The organism is Halomonas sp. KAO (assembly GCF_015595025.1).
Classification (GTDB): Bacteria; Pseudomonadota; Gammaproteobacteria; order Pseudomonadales; family Halomonadaceae; genus Halomonas.
On record NZ_JADNRL010000019.1, the window covers coordinates 378,414 to 402,231 of the forward strand.

A 23,818-nucleotide genomic window follows, 5' to 3' on the forward strand; every position below is an offset into this window, starting at 1 on the left:
TCCCCCGGAGCCTGCCATGCCCCGCCTGGTTCAGATCAGCGACTTTCATCTATGCGCCGACCCAAAGGCCCGCGGCCGGCGCGGGGTGCCGCTGCGCCAGCTGGAGGCGGTGGTGGCGGCCGTCAACCAGGAACGCCCGGACCTGGTGCTGGTCACCGGTGACATCAGCAACGATGATAGCGCCGCCTCCTATGCGCTGGCACGGCGCACGCTGGACACCCTCGATGCGCCCTGGGAGTGGCTGCCCGGCAATCACGATGTGCTCGCCCCCATGGCCGAGACTCGGCCGCTGAACGACGAGCTGACCCTCGGCCACTGGCGACTCCTGCTGCTCGATACCCATCTGCCCGGCCAGCCCCACGGTGAACTCGATGCGGCGGCCCTGCAGGCGCTGGAGCGTCGCCTCGTCGCGGAGAGGTCGCGGCCGGTACTGATCGCCATGCATCATCCGCCCCTGTTGGTAGGGTCCGCCTGGCTGGATGCCATCGGCCTGCGGCGCAGGGAGACGTTCTGGCAGGCCCTGGCTCCCCATTCGCACGTCCAGGCGATTCTGTGTGGTCATATTCACCAGGCCTTCGTCGGGCGCCATGCGCTGGAGGAGGGCGAGGTCACGGTCTACGGCTGCCCCTCCACCATCGACCCCTTTCTACCGGGCAGCGAGCACTTTGCCGTCGACCCGGTCGCGCGCCCCGGGTATCGCGTCATCGACCTGGAGGGGGAGGCGTTGACGACGCGGGTCGAACGGGTCGATATCTCGGTATAAGTTATAAAAAGATAGTTATTGATTCTTTTGGGTTATTATTGGCCCGGCGTTACCCTGCTAGACATCGACAATCGACAGCGTCCCTGTCTTCTTTGCCATGTCATGCGAGGTAACCGGCCATGACCCTGCTTCATGCCCCCAAGCGCACGGAGGCGCCCGCGGCGACTGCCGCGCCCGATCCACGGCGGCTCACCCACCTCAAGCAGCTCGAGGCGGAGTCGATCCATATCATCCGCGAGGTGGTGGCCGAGTTCGCCAACCCGGTGATGCTCTACTCCATCGGCAAGGATTCGGCGGTGATGCTGCATCTGGCCCGCAAGGCCTTCTATCCCGGGCCGCCGCCCTTTCCGCTGCTGCATGTCGACACCACCTGGAAGTTCCGCGAAATGATCGCCTTCCGCGATCGCATGGCCGAGCAGGCGGGCATGGAGCTGCTGGTGCACACCAATGAGGAGGGGCGTGCCGCCGGCATCAACCCCTTCGATCACGGCTCCAGCGGGTATACCGATGTGATGAAGACCCAGGCCCTCAAGCAGGCCCTGGATCACTACGGCTTCGATGCCGCCTTCGGTGGCGCACGCCGGGACGAGGAGGCGAGCCGCGCCAAGGAGCGGGTGTTCTCCTTCCGCGACCGCTTCCACCGCTGGGACCCCAAGAATCAGCGCCCCGAGCTGTGGAACCTCTACAACGCCCGGGTCAACAAGGGCGAGTCGATCCGCGCCTTCCCGCTCTCGAACTGGACCGAGCTGGATATCTGGCAATACATCTACCTGGAGAGCATCCCCATCGTGCCGCTCTACTTCGCCGCGCCACGCCCGGTCGTGGAGCGTGACGGCATGCAGATCATGGTCGATGACGAGCGCTTGCCGCTGGCCCAGGGCGAGGTCCCCGAGGAGAAGTGGGTGCGCTTTCGCACCCTTGGCTGCTATCCGCTTACCGGGGCGGTGGAGTCGAAGGCGGCAACACTGCCCGAGATCATCCAGGAGATGCTGCTGACCCGCACCAGCGAACGCAGCGGCCGTGCCATCGACCACGACCAGGCCGGCTCCATGGAGAGGAAGAAGCGCGAAGGGTATTTCTAGCCGCTGGCGAAACCTCGCTGCGCTCGGCCATACGGCGTTGAACATCGGCTCAAGATGCTCATTTACTACCGTAAACTCCGCTCTTTCGCCGCTGTTCGCCTTGTCTGGCCATCGCTCGCTGACGTTTCGCTCAGCGCCTTTATACATTTTTCCGGGGTATCGACATGGCCCATCAATCTTCACTCATAGCAGATAATATCGAGCAGTATCTGAATGAGCATGAGAACAAGGACCTGCTGCGCTTCATCACCTGCGGCAGCGTCGACGACGGCAAGTCGACCCTGATCGGTCGGCTGCTGCACGACTCCAAGATGATCTTCGACGACCAGCTGGCGGCGATTACCCAGGCCTCAAGGAAGAGCGGTACCACCGGCGAGGAGGTGGATCTGGCGCTGCTGGTCGATGGCCTGCAGTCGGAGCGCGAGCAGGGCATCACCATCGATGTGGCCTACCGCTTCTTCTCAACCGATCGTCGCAAGTTCATCATCGCCGACACCCCGGGCCACGAGCAGTACACGCGAAACATGGCCACCGGGGCCTCCAACGCGAGCCTGGCGATCATCCTGATCGATGCGCGTCACGGGGTGCAGACCCAGACCCGGCGGCACAGTTTCATCGCCGACCTGCTGGGCATCCAGCACCTGGTGGTGGCGGTCAACAAGCTCGACCTGGTGGATTACTCCCGCGAGCGCTTCGAGGAGATCGTCGCCGAGTATCAGACGATCGCCGAGAAGCTCAATGCCCCGGATATCCGCTTCGTGCCGATTTCGGCACTCAAGGGCGATAACGTGGTCAATCCCAGCGCCGCCATGCCCTGGTACAGGGTGGAGGGGGAGCCGGGGCCGACGCTGCTGGAGCTGCTCGAGACGGTAGAGGTCAGCCGCGATCGCAATCTCTCCGACCTGCGCCTGCCGGTGCAGATCGTCAACCGCCCCAATCTCGATTTTCGCGGCTATGCCGGCACCCTGGAGGCCGGTCTGCTGCGCCCCGGTCAGGCGATCAAGGTGCTGTCCTCGGGGGTGAGCTCAACGGTCGAGCGCATCGTGACCTGGGACGGCGATCTGGAGGAGGCCTTCCCCGGCCAGGCGATCACCGTGACCCTCGCCGATGAGCTGGATATCTCCCGGGGTGACTGGATCGTCGCCGAGGATGCCGAGGTGGCGCTCACGAATGTCTTCGAGGCGGATATCGTATGGATGCACGAGCAGCCCCTCGAGCCTGGCCGCCAGGTCGATATTCGCCTGGCCGGCCGCTCGGTGGCGGGGCAGGTGAGTGCCATCGATCATCAGGTGGACGTCAATACCCTGGAGCGCCACCCGGCCGAGCGCCTCGAGCTCAACGCCATCGCCCGCTGCCGGGTGACATTGACGGGAGAGGTGCCGGTGGATGACTATGCTCACAGTCCCGGTACCGGCAGCTTTATCGTCATCGACCGGCTGACCAATGTCACCGTGGGGGCCGGGATGATTCGCCATATCCATTCAAGCGAGGATGCCACTCCCGCCGATGGCCATATCGACTGGGCCGGTTTCGAGCTTGAACTCAACGCCCTGGTACGCCGCTACTTCCCCCACTGGGAGGCCAGGGACCTGCGCGAGCTGCTCCGCCGAGAGCCATAATCCGAGGGAGCGGAGGGTAGTATGCGGCGCAGCCCGTCGGGATGGCACAAGGAGAGGCTGCGCATCATGAAATCCCCTATCGCGACCGTTCGCCACGTGCTGGACTTCATCAAGCGGCTGGTGCGTACCGTCGCCAGCCCCATGAAGCGCGATCATGGCCGTGGCGGCATGATGGTCCAGCCATATCGAGGGTACGGCTCCCGCACGCAGGTCTTTCTGATGGGCCGGGTGTTCCGTCAGGCACGCCTCGGGCGGATGATCCCGCGCCGCGGCATGCTGCGCGACACCGCCGATGTCGTGCGGCGGATCGCTCGCCGCGGGTACGCCGATGCCCGTGTGGAGATACGACTCGGCGACAATAGCGTCACCGTCACCACGGACAGGGATGGCTATTTCGATGCCCAGCTGCCCATCGCCCATCCGCCCCCCGAGGAGGTCGCCTGGCACCGGGCGGATCTCGTGGTCAGGGCAGACAGTGAGCCTCCCGTCCAGGCGAGTGTCGATGTCTTCGTGGCGCTGCCCGAAACGGATCTGATGGTAATCAGCGATATCGATGACACGGTCATGTACACGGGCGTTGCCGACAAGCTGCGCATGCTGTATCGGCTGTTCGTCGAAAAGCCCCACCGGCGCACCGCCTTTCCCGGTGCCGCCTCGCTCTACCAGGCGCTGCATCGTGGCGCAGAGGGAGATGCCCAGCGCCCGATCATCTATGTATCCCGCGGCCCCTGGGCGATCTACGAGGTGCTGGAGACCTTCTTTCAGCTCAACCATATTCCCGTGGGGCCGATCCTGTTCATGCGCGAGTGGGGCATCTCCCTGCGCCACCCCTGGCCGAGGCGTGCCGAGGATCACAAGCGCGACCTGATCGCGCGCATGCTGGCCCTGTTCGATGAGATGCCCTGCATCCTGGTCGGTGACAGTGGCCAGCATGACCCCGAGATCTATACCCAGGTCGTCGAGGCGTACCCCGACCGCATCAAGGCGATCTACATTCGCCGGGTAGACAACAAGCCGGGCCGTGAACGCGCCATCCAGCGGCTTCGCGACCAGATTCGCCATACTCCCTGCAAGCTGGTGCTGGCCCCCGACAGCAATCTGATGGCGGAGCATGCGTATGCCAATGGCTATATCTCCTCCCATGGCGTGGAGGCCGTGCGACGGGATATCGCCGATTGTAAAGACGATCCGGCGTGATCAGCCTCCTGGCGAGTCGCGTCTCCTGATACCCTGAAGGTCTCTATCGCCAGTTTGCTCGGGTGCCCGTGATGATCGTCTTGGTGATCGTTCTGCTGTTGGCTCTCTTCCTGCTGCCCAATGTCTGGGCCCAGTGGGTGCTCAAGCGTCATGCACGGGGGCGCGATGACTATCCCGGCAGCGGGGCGGAGCTGGCCGAGCATCTGCTGCGCCGCCTCGGCATCGAGGGCGTTCGAGTGGAGGCGACCGAGCGGGGCGATCACTACGACCCCGAGGCGCGCTGCGTGCGGCTCTCCCCCGAGGTGTACCGGGGGCGCTCCCTCACCGCCGTCACCGTGGCGGCCCACGAGGTGGGGCATGCCATCCAGCACCACCAGGGCTATGCGCCGCTGCTGGCGCGCTCGCGCCTGGTCGCGGTGGCCCAGAGGGCCGAGAAGCTCGGCGCGCTGCTGATGATGGCCGCGCCCTTCCTGTTCGTGCTGACCCGCCTGCCCGGTGGGCTTGCCATCGTGGTGGCCGCGGCGGTGATCAGCTTCGGCACCGCCGCACTGGTACACCTGGTGACCCTGCCGGTGGAGTTCGATGCCAGCTTCCAGCGTGCCCTGCCACTGCTCAAGCAGTATATCCCGCCCGGCGACATGGCCGGTGCCCGCCATGTGCTGACCGCCTGCGCCTTTACCTATGTGGCGGCGTCGCTGTCGAGCATTCTCAACCTGGGGCGCTGGTTGGTAATCCTCAGGCGCTGAAGGCCGGGCCCGGGATGAACGGCAGGCGGGCGAGGCCACCCAGCAACACAAGAGCCGCTCCGATGAGCGGCTCTCGTGTTGTCTGCCGGCCGGGCCGGTCGCTGCATCACTTGCTGATCATGCGGTAGGCGCCGAGCAGTACCAGGGCACCCAGGATAGCGGTGACAAAGCTCCCCAGGCTGAAGTCGCCCATGGAACCCATGCCGACCATCGAGCCCAGCCAGCCGCCCACGAAGGCGCCGCCGATGCCGATCAGGATGGTGACGATGATGCCACCGGGGTCCTTGCCGGGCATGATCCACTTGGCCAGCACACCAGCGATCAGGCCGAACAGTATCCATGCTAGAACACCCATCTTGCTCTCCTTGCTTGCTGGTAGGGGGATTTTCAGTCTGGCATACCTCCCTATCCGGCTCCAAGGTCCCGGTGGCTTCCCCCCTCCTCGTCACTCGGCACGATAATCTCGTTCCCTGAACAGGCCACGACTCGGTTTCATGTGATGGGGTGGAAACCCTTTGCGGGGCTGCTGCAACCAACGGGTAGATGCGCCGCTGGCGCGCATCATCAACCCGCTGGAGGGAGGCGTCACCATGAATACCTTCAAGACACTGACAATCGGGCTGGGAGTAGCCGGGCTGCTGGGCGGTCTCTGCTCACAGGCAGTGGCCCATGATGAAGAAGCGCTGCGTCAGGCGCCGCCTGCATCACCCTATGTAAAGGTGAGTGATGCGCTGCCGCTGCCGGAGTTTATCCCCGGGCTCGGTACGCTCTTCGTCGACCCCGACACCCTGCCGGCCGGTCCCTTCCTGGCCTATGATCGCGAGGGGCAGCTGTCGGCCACCGTCTACATGACGCCGCTGGCCGCGCTGGAGGAGGGGGCGGCCTTCAATGATATGGCGGTGGGCCTGCATCCTGTCGAGTCGGTGGATATCTACTATAACGCCGGCCATCCCGGCGTGGATGAGCCCCATGCCCATGTCGTGCTGTTCCACGACAGCGAGGCGAAGGCGAGGCTGACCCCATGAGCCTGACTCGGCGCCGCTTCCTGGCCATGAGCGGCGGCATCGCCGCTCTGGCCGCGCTGCCCCTGGCCATCGCCCAGCCGGCACATGAGGTCGAGATCGCCATGCTCGGCACGGCGCGCGGCGAGCGGGTGTGGTTTGCGCCACTGGGAATCGCGGTGGCGCCATCGACGCGCGTGCGCTTCGTCAATCGAGACCCCGGCAACAGCCATACGGCCACGAGCTATCACCCGGCGAACTTCGAGCGAACGCAGCGCATTCCCGATGCGGCCGTCCCGTTTCACAGCGGGTTTCTGCTGCCGGGTGACACCTTCGAGGTGGTGCTGGATGCCCCGGGGGTCTATGACTACTACTGCCTGCCCCATGAGCGGGCGGGCATGGTGGGGCGCATCGTGGTGGGCACCCCGGAGACTCCGGGATGGCAGGGGGCGGTCGTCGAGACGGATCACGCCGCCGCGGCGCTGCCGTCGGTGGAGCGGATTCTTGTACACGGCCAGGTGATGCCGGAGGAGGCTGCATGACACATCGTCTGCGCGGTCTTGAGTCGCCCGAGTGGTTGGTGCCGGCGCTAGTCGGTGAGGCAGAGAGCGAACTGGTTGCCCGGGCGCGGCGCGGCGACGAGGCGGCGGTGCGGGAGCTGGTGCGACGCTTCAATCCGCGGCTGTTTCGTGTCGCGCGTGGCCTGCTGGACAGCGATGCCGCCGCGGAGGAGGCGGTGCAGGAGGCCTATGTGGCGGCCTTCACGCGGCTCGATACCTTTCGTGGCACGGCGCGATTCTCCACCTGGCTGACCCGCATCGTGATCAACCAGGCCAGGATGCAGTGGCGTCGCCGGCGTCCGCTGGAGGAGTACGACACCGTGGATGAAGGCGATACCGATGACACCGTGGTGGTCTTTCCCGGTATCGGTCCCGACGCCCTCGAGGCGGGGCTCGGTCGCCGGGAGTTTCGAGCCCTGCTGGAGGAAGCCCTCGACGAGCTGGCGCCGGAGTTCCGGCTGCCTTTCTTGATGCACGAGGTCGAGGGCATGGGGGTCTTCGCCATCGCTCGGGACCTGGGCATCAACCCCGCGACCATCAAGACGCGGCTGTTTCGGGCGCGTCGCAAGCTGCGTGCCCGCCTGGAGGTGAAGATGAAGGGAGGCTTTGGCGAGGTCTTTCCCTTCGATGGCGCGCGCTGTGCCGGCATGGCGGAGCGTGTCGTCGAGCGGCTTGTGGCGGCGGGGCAGATCACCCCGCCCGATTGGCGATGATCACCGCGCGGCGCGGTGCCGGGTAGCCCTCTCGAGTGCGGCTCGGATCGTCGGGATCGAGAAAGTCCGTCAGCGACTGGAAGGTCATCCAGTCGGTGGCGCGCTGCTCGTCGGTGGTGGTCACCGCCTCGTCCACCACGCGCATGTTCTCGAAGCCGCAGCGCTCGAGCCAGTGGCAGAGGGCGGCGGAGGAGGGCAGGAAATAGACATTGGGCATGGCGGCGTAGCGCTCCCCGGGCAGCAGCACCGTGGTGGCATCCCCCTCGACCACCAGCGTCTCCAGCACCAGCTCGCCACCGGGCCGGAGCGCCTCCTTGAGCTGCTGCAGATGCTCCAGCGGGGAGGGGCGGTGGTAGAGCACGCCCATGGAGAACACCGTATCGAAGAAGCCGAGATTCTTGGGCACCTCCTCGATGCCCACCGGCAGGAAGTGGGTGCGCAGGCCATCGGCATCGCCGACGAAGTGGCGTACCGCCCGGAACTGCCAGAAGAAACGCGGCGAGGGGTCGATCACCAGCACGAAGGCGGCCCCCGCGCCGGCCATTCGCCAGCCGTGGTAGCCGCTGCCGCCGCCTACATCGAGGATGCGCCGGCCGGCCAGCGGCGCCAGATGAGGAGCGACGCGCTGCCACTTCCAGTCGGAGCGCCACTCGCTGTCGATATGAATCCCGCCCAGTGAGAATGGGCCCTTGCGCCAGGGGGCGAGCTTCCTGAGCAGGTTCTCGCACTGGCGGCGCTGGCTGGTGGGGAGTTCCATATTGACCGCGACGGTATCGCTATCCAGCCGTACCTCGCGCGCATCGGGAAGCGTCGGCAGCTTGGTCACCGCCTTTTCCCAGGCGGGCAGGTCGCCGTGGCGCTTGCGGTCGAGGCCGCGGGCGAGCTGTTCGGGTAGTCGGGCCAGCCAGGTGTCGAGCCCCTGATCGAGGAGGGCCTGGTAGAGCTCGCGGTGCTCGGCGGCAATCGGCATGGTTCAGGCCTCGTGTGGCGTCTGCGTGGCGTCTGCGTGGCGGTCTGCGGCAGGGCGACTGCCGGGGCACCGCGGCGTAGTGTACCGGATGGGATCCGGGGATGACGACCGTCGTTGGTTATATGACTCCATACTCTCGAAGTCTGAAGCCTCCCGAAATCCCGGGACGGTTCGCATCCTGATGCCGGCCATTTTGCCCCAGAGGACAACCCGGCCGGCTTCGCGAATGCCATTGCCGCCTTCCTTGAAGACGAGGGCTACACCTGATGACCAGGAGACAATGTGAAGGTAGGAGAGGAGGACAGACGCTATCGACCCCAAGGGTAGAGCCGTGGGATCCACCACGTCAGAAACGCACCAATCGCAACAGAAAGGACCGTACCAACTGTGAACAGCGTCCAGCTGTTCGGACGGATCGCACCGAGGGCCACGATCAAGATGAGAATGGGCAGATCGAGGTAGTGCGTGAACGTCGGCACGACCTTGCCCCGCTCCCGTTCTAGCTCTGGCGTCATCCGTCCCTGCTTCAGGGCCTCCCTGGTCATGCGGCGAAGGCGCATGAAGTACAGGCGCGTGACGGTGTTCCCCTCGATAAACTCCAGAGAGAAAAGCAACACCATTCCGCCGAGCCACGGTAAGGTGAGGAGTGCGGCGCCACCGTAGTAGCGGATGATCATCCAGGCCCCGGAACCGAGCAGCAGCAGTGCGCCCGGGACCACAAGCCCGTCATAGAAGACGGCAATGTTGCGTACCGCCTCAGCGAACGGACCCAGCTCGCGCAACTGACGTGACCGGATATCGGCAAACCAGACACCGATCAGCCCCGCCCCCATCAGAATGGCACCGAGGAGGTGGGCGAACTTCAGTAGCTGGTAGGTCATGGCGCGTTTCTCAGCGGGGGGGCTGCGCGATCGGTTGGCCAGCCATCAGGCGAAGGCCGTCACGAAAGTTGAGGCCCAGAAGGGTGAGCTGGATCAGTCCGACCAGTAGTTCTACGACCTGAACGGCGTAGAAGAGCTGGTCGAATTCGCCAGAGGCAGCCTTGCTGTCGAGGTAGAAGGCGGCGGGAACCAGGATCAGCAGACCGTTCGCCGCGAGCAGACGCATCCGCTTCTTCTTGGTGTCGAGGATGCGTCCCTGACGGCCCCTGGCCAGGAAAAAGCCGCTGCCACCGGTCATGGCCAGGGCCGGTATCAACACGAGCATGCCATAGAGGATTGCGCGTTTGACCGAGGCGATCGCTTCGTACGAGAGAAAGAGCTCGGAGACAGCGGTCGACATCCAGAACGTCAGAATCGTCAGTGTCGCGATGGCACCAGCGCCGGCATGCAATGCAGGTTTCATGGGGACGTCCTCAATCAAGGGGGGGAGTCAAGGCGATCCGCGAGCGTGTGCAGGACACGCACAGCGGCTTCCAGGTCCTGTGCAGGGAGGTCGGCCGCAAGCTGGTTGGCCCAACGCGCCTGGACTTCGTCGACTTCCGCCAGCGTCTGCTGGCCTCGATCGGTCGGCTGATAGAACGGAGAGCGCTTGTGCCCCGGGTTCGGTTGCGCTTCGAGGAGCCCTTCCTCCAGCAGCAGGTTGACCTGTTTCTGCACGCCCTGTCGGCTGATACCCATGCGCTGGGCGATTTGCGGGGCGGTCAAGGGCGTGGCAGCCAGCTCAATCGCCCCCAGGACCTGCCAGCGGGCGCTGGTGAGGCCGAGCGGTGCGACGAGCGCATCGCCGGCCGCCAATAAGCGACCATTGGTCCGAAAAACTGCCAGGATCAATCGGGTCAACCGCTCGCCCTCGTCTGTACGCATCGACTCTCTTCCTCGAGCATGATGACAACTGGTTTCCAATGTGGCAGCTATTCACCAATATAGCAACTCGTTGTCATGTTGCTGCGGTCAACTGTTTGGGCAAAGGGGGAAGCTAGAACGTCGACCAGCCGGTCGCCTCCATCAGCCGGTAGCGCCAGTAGCGCCAGGGCGTGGCATCGTCGCATGCGTCGAAGGGGCGGCTATGGAGCTCGCCGCGCCGATTAAGCCAGTAGCGGGCGAAACTGTCCTGCGCCGCGCGAATCACCGGGTGGTCGCCGGCGGCCTCCAGCTGGATGTTGGCCTCGAAATTATGGTCGTCGAGGCTGCGTCGGCTGAGGTTGGCCGAGCCGATCAACAGGGTGGCGGGGCGCCCGCCGCCGTGGCGCAGCAGCCACTTGCCGTGGGCATGAGCCCGGGCGTTGCCGCTCCAGCGGATGGCCAGCCCGGCACGGGCCAGCTCGTGGGCCGCCTGGCGGTTGGGGATGCCGGGGCTCGGACGGCCGAAATGGCTGTCGTTGGGATCGAGAAGCAGGCGCAGGGTCACGCCGCGACGGCGGGCGGCGACCAGGGCGCGGATCACCTGGCGGTGGGCCAGGTAGTAGGCGCAGAGGTCGAGCGTCTCGTCGGATCGGGCCTCGCGGATGAGGGCCAGCAGGGTATTGCGGATGGCGCCTTCGGTGAGCAGCCGCAGGCGGGGCAGGGCGGGCAGGGGCCCGGCAGCCGGCGGTGCCGGGCAGCGGGGCGCAGCGCGGAGGCCGGAGCGGCGAGCCAGCGCCAGCTCGCTATGCAGCAGGTCCAGGGCTGCGGGGCCGGCCAGGCGCAGGGCGGCATTGCGGTAGTCGCGGCTGTCGCTGTCGGCGTTGGCCGAGCTCACCACCGCCCGCCAGCCGTCGCCGTGGTCCACCACCAGGGTCTTGCGGTGGTTGGCGTTGAAATTGAGCAGGGCCAGGTAGCTACGCAGGGTCACGCGCCCGGCGCCCAACGGGTTGGGCAGCCAGCCGCCCCGCGAGGAGTTGCCCAGGGGGCGGAACAGGCCGCGCCACAGCGCCGTCCAGGCGGGGTTGGGGTCGCGCCCCGGGGCCAGGTCGCAAATCACCGCTCGGATCCCGGCCCGGCGCAGCGCCTCGAGCTGGGGGGCGGGGCGACCGCCGTAGCAGTGGTTGATGGGGTCGACCAGCACCACCGCCTCGAGCCCCGGGACCCGGGCCTTGCGCCGGATCAGGGCCTGGCAGAGCGCGCGGCCCAGCGGGCCGTCGTCGAGCATGAAGAGGTCGACCACCACCAGGCGTCGGGCCTGGTCGATCAACCGCTGCCACTCGGCGAAGATCGTCTGGCGGCGCTGCAGCCGTCCCCGGGGATCGAGGAAGGCCTCGTCCAGCAACAGGGCGAGCGCCTCGGCGCGGCGCCAGGGGCCGATCACGTGCAGGCCCGGAGGAAGCGGCTTGCGACTGTGCCACCAGGCGGTGGCCACCCAGGCGAGGGCGGCCACCAGCAGCAGGCCGCTGAGCACTGCAGTCATGGGTCCTCCCGGCCTTGCCGGTACCGGTCACTCCTTGAAGGCGATCAGCGACGCAAAGTTGAGATACTGGAACCACACCAGCGAGCGGGTGAAGCCGGCTCGAGCCAGGCGCGCGTGATGCCCCTCCAGGGTGTCCGGTACCAGCACGTTCTCCAGCGCCGTGCGCTTCTGGCTGATCTCCAGATCACTGTAGCCGTTGGCGCGCTTGAAGTCGTGATAGCGCTCTACCAGCCAGGCGTTCTCCTGTTCGTCCTCGGCACGAATCTTTTCCGAGAGCACCAGCACACCGCCGGGCTCCAGGGCGGCAAACAGGCGCGCCACCACGGCCTCGCGGTCCTGCGGAGGCAGGAACTGCAATGTGAAGTTGAGCACGATCATGCCCGCCGGCTGATACTCCAGCTGACGGATATCGCCCTCGAGCACCTCCATGGCGTGGTCGGGACACTCGGCGGCCAGCGTCTCCCGGGCGCGGGAGACCATGGCCGGCGAGAGGTCGACGCCGGTGTAGCGGAAGGCACCCGGGGCGAGCTGGCCGGCCAGGGCCAGGCCCCCGGCACCCAGCGAGCAGCCCAGGTCATAGACCCGGGCGCCGTGGCGCAGGTGGCGCTGGGCGATCAGCCCCAGCATGCCGAGTATCTGTCCGTAGCCCGGCACCGAGCGGCGAATCATGTCGGGAAAGCAGGCGACGACTCGCTCGTCAAAGGAGAAGCGGGCCACCCGGTCGAGGGGTGTCGAAAAGATCGCGTCACGGTAAGATGCGTCACTCATGATCGGGCCAGATAGACGGAAACGAGCGCCATTCTACGCGTGCCGCCTCGCCCTCGCACCCGTCGCTTTCAAGGAGGAGAAGGATGATCAACGAGAGCGCCGCCTGGCGTGAGCTCGAGGCGCATGCCGCTGAAGTGAGCCAACGCCACCTGCGTGAGCTGTTTGCCGCGGAGCCGGATCGTCAGGCCTGCTTTACCCGCCATGCCGCGGGCCTCACCCTGGACCTCTCCAAGCAGCGCTGGTCCGCCGAGACTCTGACGCACCTGCTGGCCCTGGCCGAGCAGGCCGGGGTGCCTGGCGCGATCGAGCGCCTGCTCGCCGGCGAGCGAGTCAACGTCAGCGAGGATCGCCCGGCCCTGCATACGGCGCTGCGGCTGCCCGTCGGGGCTTCGCTGGTGGTGGAGGGGGAGGACCTGGTACCCGCGGTCCACCGCACCCTGGAGCGCATGACAGAGATGGTGGCGCTGTTTCATGCCGGTCAGTGGCGAGGCGCCACCGGCAAGCCGATCCGGGATGTGGTCAATCTGGGGGTCGGTGGCTCGGACCTCGGCCCGCTGATGGTGACCCATGCCCTGACCGACTATCGCCCCGATGACGTGCACACCATCGAGGTGCACTTCGCCTCGACCATGGATGGCTCCCAGCTGGCCGACTACCTGCTGCGCCTGAACCCCGAGACCACCCTGTTCGTGCTGTCATCGAAGTCCTTCACCACCATCGACACCCTCTCCAATGCCAATACCGCGCGTGACTGGCTGATGGCTCGCCTGATGGAGAGCGATGGCGTGGATGCCGCACTGATCATGCGTCAGCACTTTATCGGCGTGTCGGCCAGCACCGAGAAGATGAACGAGTGGGGCATCGCCCCGGCACATCAGCTGGAGTTCTGGGAGTGGGTAGGGGGGCGCTATTCGCTCTGGGGCGCCATCGGCCTGCCCATCGCCCTGGTGACTGGCATGCCGAACTTCCGGGCGCTACTGGCCGGCGCCCACGCCATGGACCGCCACTTCCGCGAGACCCCGATGGCGGACAACCTGCCGGTGCTGCTGGCCCTGGCAGGGATCTGGAACGTCAACTTCCTGGATATCCGCGCCCACTCCATCCTGCCCTACGATGGCCGCCTGGAGTACTTCGCCGCCTATCTCGAGCAGCTGGAGATGGAGTCCAACGGCAAGTCGGTGACCCATGAGGGGCGCGAGGTCGGCTATGCCACCTGCCCGGTGCTGTGGGGCCAGCTCGGCCCCAATGCCCAGCACGCCTTCTATCAGCTGCTTCACCAGGGCACCCAGGCGGTGGAGTGCGACTTCATCGCGCCGCTGCGGCGCTACGACGGGGTCGAGGATGCCGCGACCCGGGCCCACCTCAAGGGGCAGCACCGCCTGACCCTGGCCAACTGCTTCGCCCAGTCCCGGGTGCTGATGCTGGGGGATGACGCCATCGACGATGACGGCCCGCGCCCCGGCCACAAGCGCTACCGCGGCAACCAGCCCTCCAGCACCCTGCTGCTCGATGAGCTGACGCCATCCACCCTGGGGGCACTGATCGCCCTGTATGAGCACAAGGTATTCGTTCAGGCCACGATCTGGGGGATCAACCCCTTCGACCAGTGGGGGGTCGAACTGGGCAAGAAGATCGCCGGCGAGACCCAGCGCATCCTCGAGAGCCATGAGGGGCTCGCGACCATGGATGCCTCCACGCGAGCCCTGATCGAGGCGGCCTGGGCGGCAGAGGAGTCCTTATGAAGCTGGCTACCTATACAGGTGTTGCGGTATGCTGAGCGGCTCGAGGCAGCCAGCGCCAGCGACCGGGGTGCTCTATCTTCACGGCTTCAACAGCGGGGCCGCCTCGCCCAAGGGCGTGTTGATGCGACGCGCCTGCGAGGCCGTGGGAGTGCCCTGCATCACGCCCCAGCTGCCACACCAGCCGAGTGAGGCCCTGGCGTTGGCGGAGTCGCACCTGTCCGAACTGGGCGAGCGCCCGCTGGTGGCGGGAAGCTCCATGGGTGGCTTTCTGGCGACCTGCCTGGCCGAGCGTTTCGCGCTTGCCGGGGTGCTGATCAACCCGGCGGTGCGCCCGGCGGATCTGGTGGCGGAATGGGTGGGCGAGCAGTTCGTCAACGACCATACCGGCGAGCGGTTCACGATCGGCGAGCGGCACCTGGCCGAGCTGGCGGCGCTGACGCCCGAGGCGGTGAGCCCCGAGCGCTATCTCCTGCTGCTGGGAACCGCCGACGAGGTGCTCGACCCGGCCCATGCCTGCGCGCTCTATCGTGGCGCAAGCATGCTGCTGCACCCCGGGGCCGACCACGCCTTCACGGCACTCGCTCGACACCTGCCGGCGGTGCTGGCGCATGGCGGTCACGCCCTGCCGCCCAAGTGGCAGGCCAGCCAATATTAAGGAACCGGACGACTCATGACGCAATACAGTGCCAGCTCGATCGAGGTGCTTTCCGGCCTGGAGCCGGTGCGCAAGCGCCCGGGCATGTACACCGATACCAGCCGCCCCAATCACCTGATCCAGGAGGTGGTCGACAACAGCGTCGATGAGGCGCTGGCCGGCCACGCCAGCCGCGTCGCCGTGCGCCTGTTCGAGGATGGTGGCATCGAGGTCTTCGACGACGGCCGCGGCATGCCCATCGATATTCACCCCGAACACGGCGTCTCCGGGGTGGAGCTGATCCTGACCCGGCTGCATGCCGGGGGCAAGTTCTCCAACGCCAGCTACCAGTTCTCCGGCGGCCTGCATGGGGTCGGGGTATCGGTGGTCAACGCCCTCTCCCGGCGCCTGGAGGTGGAGGTGTTGCGCGATGGCAGCCGTCACGCCATCGCCTTCGAACACGGCGAGCCGGTCTCCGGGCTTGCGGTGATCGGCAGCGTGGGCAAGCGCAATACCGGCACGGTGCTGCGTTTCTGGCCCGAGGCCAGCTACTTCGATAGCCCACGCCTGGCCATCGGGCGGCTCAAGCACCTGCTGCGTGCCAAGGCGGTGCTCTGCCCGGGGCTCAAGGTGACCCTGGTGGAGCCCGATGGCACCGAGAGCGAGTGGCAATATGCCGATGGCCTGCGTGACTACCTGGCCCAGGCCACCGACGGCTTCGAGGTGCTGCCCGATTCGCCCTTTATCGGCCACTTTGCCGATGACGAGCAGGGCGTGGACTGGGCGATCCAGTGGCTTCCCGAAGGGGGGGAGCCGCTGCTGGAGAGCTACGTCAACCTGATCCCCACGCCCCAGGGCGGCACTCACGTCAACGGCCTGCGCGCCGGCCTGCTCGAGGCGCTGCGCGAGTTCTGCGAGTACCGAAGCCTGCTGCCGCGGGGGGTGAAGCTCAGCGCCGAGGATCTCTGGGAGCGGGTCAGCTATGTGCTCTCGGTGAAGATGCTCGACCCGCAGTTCGCCGGTCAGACCAAGGAGAGGCTCTCCTCGCGCACCGTGGCGGGCTTCGTTCCCGGCGTGGTCAAGGATGCCTTCTCGCTGTGGCTCAACCAGCATGTCGACCAGGCCGAGGCCCTGGCGGAGCTGGTGATCAGCGCCGCCCAGCGCCGCCAGAAGAGCTCGAAGAAGGTGGCGCGCAAGAAAGTCACCTCGGGACCGGCGCTGCCTGGCAAGCTGGCCGACTGCTCCGGTCAGGACCCGGCCGCCAGCGAGCTGTTCCTGGTGGAGGGGGACTCCGCCGGCGGCAGCGCCAAGCAGGCCCGCGACCGCGAGACCCAGGCGATCCTGCCGCTGCGCGGCAAGATACTGAACACCTGGGAGGTGGAGTCCCACGAGATCTACGGCTCCCAGGAGGTCCACGATATCGCCGTGGCCGTGGGCATGGACCCCGGCAGCGACAACCTCTCCAAGCTGCGCTACAACAAGATCTGCATTCTTGCCGACGCCGACTCCGACGGCCTGCATATCGCCACCCTGCTGTGCGCGCTGTTCGTGCGTCACTTCCCGGCACTGGTCGACGCCGGCCACGTGTTCGTGGCCATGCCGCCGCTCTACCGTATTGACCTGGGCAAGGAAGTCTTCTACGCCCTGGACGAGAGCGAGAAGGCGGCGATCCTGCGCAAGCTGGAGGGCAAGCGCGGCACCGTGAACGTCCAGCGCTTCAAGGGCCTGGGCGAGATGAGCCCGCTGCAGCTGCGTGAGACCACCATGGCCACCGAGACACGCCGCCTGGTCCAGCTCACCCGCGAGGCCGACGACGGCACCATGGAGATGATGGACATGCTGCTGGCCAAGAAGCGGGCCGCCGACCGCAAGAGCTGGCTCGAGGACTACGGCAACCTCGCTGACATAGAGGTGTAGCCACGAGCACTATGAATGTCGCCAATCGCGCGATAAATCGCGCTCCTACGACGATTATGGCAGCTGTCTACGCCTTGTAGGAGCCGGATTTATCCGGCGATGGGAGCGAGTAAATCGCGCGATGAATCGCGCTCCTACGATGATAATGGCAACCGCCTACGCCTTGTAGGAGCCGGATTTATCCGGCGATGGGAGCGGGTAAATTGCGCGATGAATCGCGCTCCTACGAGATAGATAGCATGACTGCATGAGGTACTACTCAGACAGTCTCTGGACACCCTGACCAAGGGCATACCGTATGACCATGGATATCCAGGTGGCGGAGGGCGACGTCGAGCGCCTTTCGCTGCGCGAATATACCGAGAAGGCGTACCTCGACTACTCGATGTACGTCATTCTCGACCGGGCGCTGCCGCATATCGGCGACGGCATGAAGCCGGTGCAGCGCCGTATCATCTACGCCATGCGCGAGCTGGCCCTCAACGCCAGCGCCAAGTACAAGAAGTCGGCGCGTACCGTCGGCGATGTGCTGGGCAAGTTCCACCCTCACGGCGATAGCGCCTGCTACGAGGCCATGGTGCTGATGGCCCAGCCGTTCAGCTATCGCTACCCGCTGGTGGATGGCCAGGGCAACTGGGGCAGCCCCGATGACCCCAAGTCGTTCGCGGCCATGCGCTATACCGAGGCGCGGCTGTCGAAGTTCGCCGAGGTGCTGCTCGCCGAGCTGGGCCAGGGCACCGTGGACTGGACCCCCAACTTCGACGGCACCATGAACGAACCCGTGGTGCTGCCGGCCCGGCTGCCTCATGTGCTGCTCAATGGCGGCACCGGCATCGCCGTCGGCATGGCGACGGATATTCCCCCGCACAATGTGAACGAGGTGGTCGAGGCCACCTGTTACCTGCTGCGTCATCCCGAGGCGACCACCACGGATCTGGTCCAGCACCTGCCGGCGCCGGACTTTCCCACCGCGGCGGAGATCATCACTTCGCGTGCCGACCTGCGCAAGGTCTACGAGAACGGCCGCGGCTCGGTGAAGCTGCGCGCCCGCTATGTGCGGGAGGAGGGGAGCGTGGTGATCACCGCGCTGCCCTATCAGGTCAGTGGCGCCAAGGTGCTCGAGCAGATCGCCGCCCAGATGCAGGCCAAGAAACTGCCCATGGTGGCCGACCTGCGTGACGAGTCGACCCACGAGGAGCCGACCCGGCTGGTGATCGAGCCGCGCTCCAATCGTGTCGATATCGAGTCGCTGATGGCGCACCTGTTCGCCACCACCGACCTCGAGAAGAACATCCGCATCAACATGAACGTGATCGGCCTGGACGGCCGGCCACGGGTGATGCCGCTGCCCGACATGCTCGGCGAATGGCTGCGCTTCCGGCGCTCCACGGTGCGCCGACGCCTGGAGCACCGCCTGGGCAAGGTCGAGGACCGCCTGCACCTGCTCGAAGGCCTGCTGATCGCCTACCTCAATATCGACGAGGTGATCCGCATCATCCGCGAGGAGGATGAGCCAAAACCCGCCCTGATGGAGGCCTTCGGCCTCAGCGACCGTCAGGCCGAGGCGATCCTGGAGCTGCGCCTGCGCCACCTGGCCAAGCTCGAGGAGATGAAGATCCGCGGCGAGCAGTCGGAGCTCGAGGCCGAGCGTGCCCATCTGCAGGAGCTGCTGGGCAACGAGGCCAAGCTGACCGACCTGATCGAAGAGGAACTGCGCGCCGCCGCCGAGGTCCACGGTGACGAGCGTCGCTCGCCCATCGTCGAGCGCGAGGAGGCCCGTGCGCTCTCCGAGGTCGAGCTGGTGGGGGCCGATCCGGTGACCGTAGTGCTCTCCGAGAAGGGCTGGATTCGCAGCGCCAAGGGTCACGAGATCGACCCTTCGGGGCTCTCCTTCAAGGCCGGCGACCGCTTCCATCTCGCCGCCCGTGGCAAGACCAACCAGCCGCTGGTGCTGCTCGACGATACCGGGCGCGCCTACACCCTGCAGGCACACAACCTGCCCAGCGCACGAGGCCAGGGCGAACCGGTGACCAGTCGGGTCAATGTGGTGGCCGGCGCCCATATCGCCGGGGTGATGCTGGCGCCATCGGCGACCCGCTATCTGCTTGCCTCCGACGGGGGCTACGGCTTCGTCGCCCGTCTCGAGGAGCTGGTGGGCAAGAACAAGTCAGGCAAGTCGGTGCTCACCGTACCCAAGGGCTGCAATGTGCTGCCCCCGGTGGCGGTGCCCGAGGGGGAGGGGACGCTGGTCGCGGCGGTCTCCAACGAGGGGCGCCTGCTGCTCTTTCCCCTGAGCGAGCTTCCCGAAATGGCCAGGGGCAAGGGCAACAAGATGATCGATATCCCCGGACCCCGGGCGGCGCGGCGCGAGGAGTTCGTCCGCGACCTGGTGGTATTGCCGGCCGATGCCAGCCTGGTGGTGCATGCCGGCAAGCGTCATCTGACGCTCAAGGCCAACGATCTGGCCTATTATCTTGGCGAGCGCGGCCGGCGCGGCAGCAAGCTGCCTCGTGGGTTGCAGAAGGTCGATCGCTTGGAAGTCGCCGAATGATAGGGCGGTAGGAGCCGAATTTATTCGGCGATTGGCCGTGGCTCGCCCGATAAATCGGGCTCCTACGGCTTAAGACTGGGGTTAACATGACAAGACGAATCTTGATTCGCGCCACCGGCGTGGCACGGCCGGGCCAGCTGGCCGGACTGGGCAAGGCGTTAGCGGCAAGTGGCGCGCGGCTGCTGGATATCAACCAGAGCGTGACCTTCGGCATGCTGTCGTTGGAGGCCCTGGTGGGCCTAGACCGCGACAGCGACCTCGAGGCCGCGCTGTCGGCGGCGGGTGACGAGCTGGGCCTCGACGTCCAGGCGATCCAGGTCAGCGCCGAGGATTACCAGCGCTGGAGCAGTCAGGCCAGCCGGCCACGGCTGATCCTCACCCTGCTGGCGCCGCATCTGCCCGCAGGCATCCTGGCCGAGGTGGGCGCGCTGACCGCCGAGCATGGCCTGACGGTGGAGCTGATCCATCGCCTCTCCGGCCGAGAGCCGCTGGATGGCGGCGTGCCCCAGGAACACGACAGCATTCAGGGCGCCTGCGTGGAGTGCTGGCTGCGCGGCGATGAGGTCGACCTCGATGCGCTGCGCGAGAAGGCACTGGCGCTGGGCGCCATGCATGGTGTGGATATCGCCATCCAGGAGGACTCCATCTGGCGTCGCCATCGTCGGCTGGTGTGCTTCGACATGGACTCTACCCTGATCCAGGCCGAGGTGATCGACGAGCTGGCGCGCCGTCACGGGGTCTATGACGAGGTCGCCGAGGTCACCGAGCGTGCCATGCGCGGCGAGCTCGACTTCCAGCAGAGTTTTCGCGAGCGCATGGCCAAGCTCAAGGGGCTCGACGAGGCGGTGCTGGCCGAGATCGCCGAGGAGCTGCCACTGATGGATGGCGTCGAGCGCCTGATGACCCAGCTCAAGCGCCTGGGCTATCGCACGGCCATTCTCTCTGGCGGCTTCACCTACTTTGCCCGTCATCTGCAGCAGCGGCTCGGCTTCGATGAGGTCCATGCCAATGAGTTGGTGATCGAGAATGGCAAGGTAACCGGCGAGGTGCGTGAGCCGATCCTCGACGCCGATCGCAAGGCGGAGCTGCTGCGCGATATCGCCGCCCGTGAGGGGCTGGCCATGGAGCAGACCATCGCCGTGGGCGATGGCGCCAACGATCTCAAGATGCTGGCCGCCGCGGGGCTCGGCATCGCCTTTCGCGCCAAGCCGCTGGTGCGTGCCCAGGCACGGCACTCGCTCTCGACCCTGGGCCTCGATGCCGTGCTCTATCTGATCGGTTACCGCCAGGGCGATCTGGAGGAGAAGGGCGCGTGAGTGCGAGCTTTGACACCTGGCGCGACCACTTCGAACGACTGCGTGCCAACAAGCTGTTCGAGGCCGCGGTCATCGCCATCATCATCCTCTCGGCGCTGCTGATCGGCGCCAAGACCTACGAGGAGACCAGCCGCTTCGAACAGTGGCTGCTGCGGCTGGATGTGGCGGTCACCGTGTTCTTCCTGGTGGAGATCCTGATTCGCATGGCCGCGGAGAAGCGCCTGCGCGACTTCTTCCGCCAGGGGTGGAATGTCTTCGACTTTTTGATCGTCACCGCCAGCCTGATCCCGCTGGATGACTCGGAGATGGTGCTGCTGGCTCGCCTGCTGCGCATCTTCCGGGTGCTACGCCTGGTGTCGATGATCCCCGAGCTGCGCATGCTGATGGCGGCGCTGGTCAAGTCGATTCCGCGCATGGGCTATGTGGCGCTGCTGATGTTCATCATCTTCTACATCTATGCGGCCATCGGGAGCTTCCTGTTCGCCGATGTGGACGACTTCCTGTGGCGCAATATCGCCACCGCCATGCTCACGCTGTTCCGTATCGCCACCTTCGAGGACTGGACCGACGTGATGTATGCCACCCAGGAGGTGTATGCCTGGAGCTGGCTCTACTACCTGACGTTTATCTTCCTGACCGCCTTCATCTTTCTCAATATGATGATCGGCATCGTGCTCGACGTGATGCAGAAGGAGAGCGTGCAGATGGAGATCGAGAGCGGGGAGGGGGAGGCCGCCGAGCTCCATGGCCTGCGGGACGATGTGCGCGAATTGCGCGAGCAGCTCTCGCGCATGGAGGGACTGCTTGAGCGGCGGAGTTGACAACGCGCCTCAGGACTGATTCTCTAGAGGCATGAACCAGACCATGTACGACCTCGACCTACGACTACTAGCGCTAGCCTGAGCGCTGGCGATGCCGCCTGCATCGCCGAGTCACTGCTCCCCCGCTGGAGCCCCGGTCGTCAAGAGGTCGTACCATGTCAATCACCCCCGTCACCACATGCTGTTATACCCCCTGTTTCCCGGTCGTCCCGGTATCTTCCCGCTGGGTTGATGCCCGTCGTCCCGTGATCCTTCATGCAGCGCCCCGATCGCCTTGTGGCCATCGGGGCGTTGTCGTTTCCGAACGCCAGCACGCCTGACGCCCCCATATCCAGAGGAGAACGCCGCCATGATGCTCGATAACCCTGCCGCCAAGTACCGCCCCTTCGTAGCCGTGGATCTGCCCGATCGCCAGTGGCCCAACCGCCGCATCGAGCAGCCGCCGATCTGGACCAGTGTCGATCTGCGTGATGGCAACCAGTCGTTGATCGATCCCATGGACCAGGAGCGCAAGCAGCGCCTCTTCGACCTGCTGGTGAAGGTCGGCTTCAAGGAGATCGAGGTGGGCTTCCCATCGGCCTCCCAGACCGACTACGACTTCGTGCGTTCGCTGATCGAGGAGAATCGCATCCCCGATGATGTCACCATCCAGGTGCTCACCCAGGCCCGCGACCATCTGATCGATCGCACCTTCGAGGCGCTCGAGGGGGTGAAGAGCGCCATCGTGCACGTCTACAACGCCACCGACCCGATGTTCCGGCGCGTGGTGTTCGGGGTCGACAAGCCCCAGTGCATCCAGATCGCCGTGGACGCCACCACGCGCATCAAGCAGCGCATGGAGGAGGCGCCCGAGACCAACTGGACCTTCCAGTACTCCCCGGAGCTGTTCACCACCACCGAGATGGACTTCGCCAAGGAGATCGTCGAGGCGGTGATGGATACCTACGGTGCCTCTGCCGAGAAGCCGATGATCGTCAACCTGCCGGCCACGGTGGAGGTGGGCACCCCCAACAACTACGCCGACCAGATCGAGTGGTTCTGCCGCAATATCAAGAACCGTGAGGCGCTGATCGTCAGCGTGCACCCGCATAACGACCGTGGCACCGGGGTGGCCGCCGCCGAGATGACCCTGATGGCCGGCGCCGATCGCGTGGAGGGCACCCTGTTCGGCAATGGCGAGCGTACCGGCAACGTCGACCTCGTGACCCTGGCGATGAACATGTACACCCAGGGGGTGCATCCGGGCCTCGACTTCTCCAATATCACCCCGATCATGCGGGAGGTGGAGTACTGCAACCAGCTGCCGGTCCATCCGCGTCACCCCTATGTGGGCGACCTGGTATTCACCGCCTTCTCCGGCTCCCACCAGGATGCCATCAAGAAGGGCATGGCCGAGCGTCGCGCCAATCCGGATGCCACCTGGGACGTTCCCTACCTGCCCATCGACCCGCTGGATGTGGGCCGCAGCTACGAGGCGGTGATCCGCGTCAACAGCCAGTCCGGCAAGGGCGGGGTCTCCTATCTGCTGGAGCAGGAGCACGGCATCGAGCTGCCGCGTCGTCTCTCCATCGAGTTCAGCCAGGTGGTGCAGGAGGTGGCCGATCGCACCGGCAAGGAGATCACCTCCCAGATGATCTACCAGGCCTTCTGCGATGAGTACCTCGAGCAGACCTCACCCTTCGGCCTGGTCAGCCACCGTCTCTCCTCGGAGCCCGATAGCCCGACGGTCACCCTGGAGGCGACCATCGAGGAGCACGGCGAGCGCCGCACCATCCAGGGGCAGGGCAACGGGCCGTTGGCCGCCTTTATCCGGGCCATGGCGGCCGCCGGTCACGATGTGGAGATCATCGACTATCACGAACACTCCCGTGGCCAGGGCTCCGATGCCGAGGCGATCGCGTATGTGGAGGTGCGCATCGACGGGGAATCGGTCTTCGGCGTGGGCACCGACGAGAGCATCACCAGCGCCTCGATCAAGGGGGTGATGAGTGCCATCAACCGCAAGCTCTCCACCCAGGCGCCCGCGGCGAACGTCACCGCGGCCACCCTTGCGTGAAGGGCATCCTGTAGGAGCCCGACTCGTCGGGCGATTGG

22 protein-coding genes are annotated in these 23,818 nt (G+C 66.0%); 15 read left to right on the plus strand and 7 right to left on the minus strand.

Going from position 1 to position 23,818, the window contains the following annotated elements:
• Window positions 1-16 precede the first annotated feature (16 nt).
• From IOC61_RS07995 to IOC61_RS08015, 5 genes are all read left to right on the plus strand, one after another.
• On the plus strand, window positions 17-763 hold the full coding sequence (locus tag IOC61_RS07995) for a phosphodiesterase (protein WP_195688322.1): 747 nt from the start codon (window positions 17-19) through the stop codon (window positions 761-763).
• Between the two features lie 119 nt (window positions 764-882).
• Window positions 883-1,845, plus strand: a complete 963-nt coding sequence (gene cysD / locus IOC61_RS08000; RefSeq protein WP_195688323.1) for a sulfate adenylyltransferase subunit CysD — start codon at window positions 883-885, stop codon at window positions 1,843-1,845.
• A gap of 164 nt (window positions 1,846-2,009) precedes the next feature.
• Window positions 2,010-3,464 (plus strand): sulfate adenylyltransferase subunit CysN, encoded by a 1,455-nt coding sequence (gene cysN / locus IOC61_RS08005; RefSeq protein ID WP_195688324.1) that lies wholly within the window; start codon window positions 2,010-2,012, stop codon window positions 3,462-3,464.
• A gap of 66 nt (window positions 3,465-3,530) precedes the next feature.
• The gene (locus IOC61_RS08010; protein ID WP_229332997.1) at window positions 3,531-4,661 is read left to right on the plus strand and encodes an App1 family protein; all 1,131 of its coding nucleotides are present in this window, start codon (window positions 3,531-3,533) and stop codon (window positions 4,659-4,661) included.
• Window positions 4,662-4,732: 71 nt separating this feature from the next.
• Window positions 4,733-5,407: a zinc metallopeptidase gene (locus IOC61_RS08015; protein ID WP_195688325.1), complete on the plus strand. Its 675-nt coding sequence runs from the start codon at window positions 4,733-4,735 to the stop codon at window positions 5,405-5,407.
• A gap of 106 nt (window positions 5,408-5,513) precedes the next feature.
• On the opposite strand, the gene IOC61_RS08020 is transcribed toward IOC61_RS08015, so the two are convergent.
• Complete coding sequence (locus tag IOC61_RS08020; RefSeq protein ID WP_195688326.1) at window positions 5,514-5,762, minus strand: GlsB/YeaQ/YmgE family stress response membrane protein; 249 nt, start codon at window positions 5,760-5,762, stop codon at window positions 5,514-5,516.
• A gap of 235 nt (window positions 5,763-5,997) precedes the next feature.
• Between IOC61_RS08020 and IOC61_RS08025 the strand changes: the two genes are divergently transcribed.
• The 3 genes from IOC61_RS08025 to IOC61_RS08035 are packed head-to-tail and all read left to right on the plus strand — an operon-like array spanning window position 5,998 to window position 7,681.
• A complete protein-coding gene (locus tag IOC61_RS08025) occupies window positions 5,998-6,432 on the plus strand; it encodes a hypothetical protein (protein WP_229332998.1) in 435 nt (144 codons plus the stop codon).
• Window positions 6,429-6,950, plus strand: coding sequence for a plastocyanin/azurin family copper-binding protein (locus IOC61_RS08030; RefSeq protein ID WP_229332999.1), 522 nt, complete (start codon window positions 6,429-6,431; stop codon window positions 6,948-6,950). Before IOC61_RS08025 ends, IOC61_RS08030 begins: the two co-directional genes overlap by 4 nt.
• Entirely contained in the window at window positions 6,947-7,681 is a 735-nt protein-coding gene (locus IOC61_RS08035) for an RNA polymerase sigma factor (RefSeq protein ID WP_195688327.1), read from the plus strand. The genes IOC61_RS08030 and IOC61_RS08035 overlap by 4 nt, the downstream gene beginning before the upstream one ends.
• Here the strand turns inward: IOC61_RS08035 and cmoB are convergent.
• The 6 genes from cmoB to cmoA form a co-directional block, all read right to left on the minus strand.
• On the minus strand, window positions 7,659-8,651 hold the full coding sequence (gene cmoB, locus IOC61_RS08040; RefSeq protein ID WP_195688328.1) for a tRNA 5-methoxyuridine(34)/uridine 5-oxyacetic acid(34) synthase CmoB: 993 nt from the start codon (window positions 8,649-8,651) through the stop codon (window positions 7,659-7,661). The two genes, IOC61_RS08035 and cmoB, sit on opposite strands and share 23 nt — an antisense overlap.
• Window positions 8,652-8,959: 308 nt before the next feature.
• Window positions 8,960-9,532 (minus strand): DUF2269 family protein, encoded by a 573-nt coding sequence (locus IOC61_RS08045; protein WP_195688329.1) that lies wholly within the window; start codon window positions 9,530-9,532, stop codon window positions 8,960-8,962.
• Between the two features lie 10 nt (window positions 9,533-9,542).
• Window positions 9,543-9,995: a hypothetical protein gene (locus IOC61_RS08050; protein ID WP_195688330.1), complete on the minus strand. Its 453-nt coding sequence runs from the start codon at window positions 9,993-9,995 to the stop codon at window positions 9,543-9,545.
• A gap of 14 nt (window positions 9,996-10,009) precedes the next feature.
• A complete protein-coding gene (locus tag IOC61_RS08055) occupies window positions 10,010-10,456 on the minus strand; it encodes a MarR family winged helix-turn-helix transcriptional regulator (RefSeq protein ID WP_195688331.1) in 447 nt (148 codons plus the stop codon).
• Window positions 10,457-10,568: 112 nt separating this feature from the next.
• Window positions 10,569-11,975, minus strand: a complete 1,407-nt coding sequence (locus tag IOC61_RS08060; RefSeq protein WP_195688332.1) for a phospholipase D-like domain-containing protein — start codon at window positions 11,973-11,975, stop codon at window positions 10,569-10,571.
• Window positions 11,976-12,002: 27 nt separating this feature from the next.
• Window positions 12,003-12,743 carry a carboxy-S-adenosyl-L-methionine synthase CmoA gene (gene cmoA / locus IOC61_RS08065; protein ID WP_195688333.1) on the minus strand — a complete coding sequence of 247 codons (741 nt, stop codon included), beginning with the start codon at window positions 12,741-12,743 and terminating at the stop codon, window positions 12,003-12,005.
• Between the two features lie 83 nt (window positions 12,744-12,826).
• On the opposite strand from cmoA, the gene pgi reads away from it, so the two are divergent.
• The 7 genes from pgi (at window position 12,827) to leuA (ending at window position 23,780) form a co-directional block, all read left to right on the plus strand.
• Entirely contained in the window at window positions 12,827-14,485 is a 1,659-nt protein-coding gene (gene pgi / locus IOC61_RS08070) for a glucose-6-phosphate isomerase (protein WP_195688334.1), read from the plus strand.
• Between the two features lie 28 nt (window positions 14,486-14,513).
• Window positions 14,514-15,140, plus strand: coding sequence for a YqiA/YcfP family alpha/beta fold hydrolase (locus tag IOC61_RS08075; RefSeq protein ID WP_195688335.1), 627 nt, complete (start codon window positions 14,514-14,516; stop codon window positions 15,138-15,140).
• 15 nt (window positions 15,141-15,155) lie between these two features.
• The gene (parE, locus tag IOC61_RS08080; protein WP_195688336.1) at window positions 15,156-17,036 is read left to right on the plus strand and encodes a DNA topoisomerase IV subunit B; all 1,881 of its coding nucleotides are present in this window, start codon (window positions 15,156-15,158) and stop codon (window positions 17,034-17,036) included.
• Between the two features lie 298 nt (window positions 17,037-17,334).
• Window positions 17,335-19,587 carry a DNA topoisomerase IV subunit A gene (parC, locus tag IOC61_RS08085; RefSeq protein WP_195688337.1) on the plus strand — a complete coding sequence of 751 codons (2,253 nt, stop codon included), beginning with the start codon at window positions 17,335-17,337 and terminating at the stop codon, window positions 19,585-19,587.
• Window positions 19,588-19,673: 86 nt separating this feature from the next.
• Window positions 19,674-20,903, plus strand: a complete 1,230-nt coding sequence (gene serB, locus IOC61_RS08090; protein ID WP_195688338.1) for a phosphoserine phosphatase SerB — start codon at window positions 19,674-19,676, stop codon at window positions 20,901-20,903.
• Window positions 20,900-21,724, plus strand: a complete 825-nt coding sequence (locus IOC61_RS08095) for an ion transporter (RefSeq protein ID WP_195688339.1) — start codon at window positions 20,900-20,902, stop codon at window positions 21,722-21,724. The genes serB and IOC61_RS08095 overlap by 4 nt, the downstream gene beginning before the upstream one ends.
• A gap of 349 nt (window positions 21,725-22,073) precedes the next feature.
• Entirely contained in the window at window positions 22,074-23,780 is a 1,707-nt protein-coding gene (gene leuA, locus IOC61_RS08100; RefSeq protein ID WP_195688340.1) for a 2-isopropylmalate synthase, read from the plus strand.
• Window positions 23,781-23,818: the final 38 nt, after the last annotated feature.

Excerpts from the sequence above, each read along its gene's own strand:
- IOC61_RS07995 (WP_195688322.1), top strand. The coding sequence starts at position 17 with ATGCCCCGCCTGGTTCAGATCAGCGACTTTCATCTATGCGCCGACCCA.
- cysD (WP_195688323.1), top strand. The coding sequence starts at position 883 with ATGACCCTGCTTCATGCCCCCAAGCGCACGGAGGCGCCCGCGGCGACT.
- cysN (WP_195688324.1), top strand. The coding sequence starts at position 2,010 with ATGGCCCATCAATCTTCACTCATAGCAGATAATATCGAGCAGTATCTG.
- IOC61_RS08010 (WP_229332997.1), top strand. The coding sequence starts at position 3,531 with ATGAAATCCCCTATCGCGACCGTTCGCCACGTGCTGGACTTCATCAAG.
- IOC61_RS08015 (WP_195688325.1), top strand. The coding sequence starts at position 4,733 with ATGATCGTCTTGGTGATCGTTCTGCTGTTGGCTCTCTTCCTGCTGCCC.
- IOC61_RS08020 (WP_195688326.1), bottom strand. The coding sequence starts at position 5,762 with ATGGGTGTTCTAGCATGGATACTGTTCGGCCTGATCGCTGGTGTGCTG.
- IOC61_RS08025 (WP_229332998.1), top strand. The coding sequence starts at position 5,998 with ATGAATACCTTCAAGACACTGACAATCGGGCTGGGAGTAGCCGGGCTG.
- IOC61_RS08030 (WP_229332999.1), top strand. The coding sequence starts at position 6,429 with ATGAGCCTGACTCGGCGCCGCTTCCTGGCCATGAGCGGCGGCATCGCC.
- IOC61_RS08035 (WP_195688327.1), top strand. The coding sequence starts at position 6,947 with ATGACACATCGTCTGCGCGGTCTTGAGTCGCCCGAGTGGTTGGTGCCG.
- cmoB (WP_195688328.1), bottom strand. The coding sequence starts at position 8,651 with ATGCCGATTGCCGCCGAGCACCGCGAGCTCTACCAGGCCCTCCTCGAT.
- IOC61_RS08045 (WP_195688329.1), bottom strand. The coding sequence starts at position 9,532 with ATGACCTACCAGCTACTGAAGTTCGCCCACCTCCTCGGTGCCATTCTG.
- IOC61_RS08050 (WP_195688330.1), bottom strand. The coding sequence starts at position 9,995 with ATGAAACCTGCATTGCATGCCGGCGCTGGTGCCATCGCGACACTGACG.
- IOC61_RS08055 (WP_195688331.1), bottom strand. The coding sequence starts at position 10,456 with ATGCGTACAGACGAGGGCGAGCGGTTGACCCGATTGATCCTGGCAGTT.
- IOC61_RS08060 (WP_195688332.1), bottom strand. The coding sequence starts at position 11,975 with ATGACTGCAGTGCTCAGCGGCCTGCTGCTGGTGGCCGCCCTCGCCTGG.
- cmoA (WP_195688333.1), bottom strand. The coding sequence starts at position 12,743 with ATGAGTGACGCATCTTACCGTGACGCGATCTTTTCGACACCCCTCGAC.
- pgi (WP_195688334.1), top strand. The coding sequence starts at position 12,827 with ATGATCAACGAGAGCGCCGCCTGGCGTGAGCTCGAGGCGCATGCCGCT.
- IOC61_RS08075 (WP_195688335.1), top strand. The coding sequence starts at position 14,514 with ATGCTGAGCGGCTCGAGGCAGCCAGCGCCAGCGACCGGGGTGCTCTAT.
- parE (WP_195688336.1), top strand. The coding sequence starts at position 15,156 with ATGACGCAATACAGTGCCAGCTCGATCGAGGTGCTTTCCGGCCTGGAG.
- parC (WP_195688337.1), top strand. The coding sequence starts at position 17,335 with ATGACCATGGATATCCAGGTGGCGGAGGGCGACGTCGAGCGCCTTTCG.
- serB (WP_195688338.1), top strand. The coding sequence starts at position 19,674 with ATGACAAGACGAATCTTGATTCGCGCCACCGGCGTGGCACGGCCGGGC.
- leuA (WP_195688340.1), top strand. The coding sequence starts at position 22,074 with ATGATGCTCGATAACCCTGCCGCCAAGTACCGCCCCTTCGTAGCCGTG.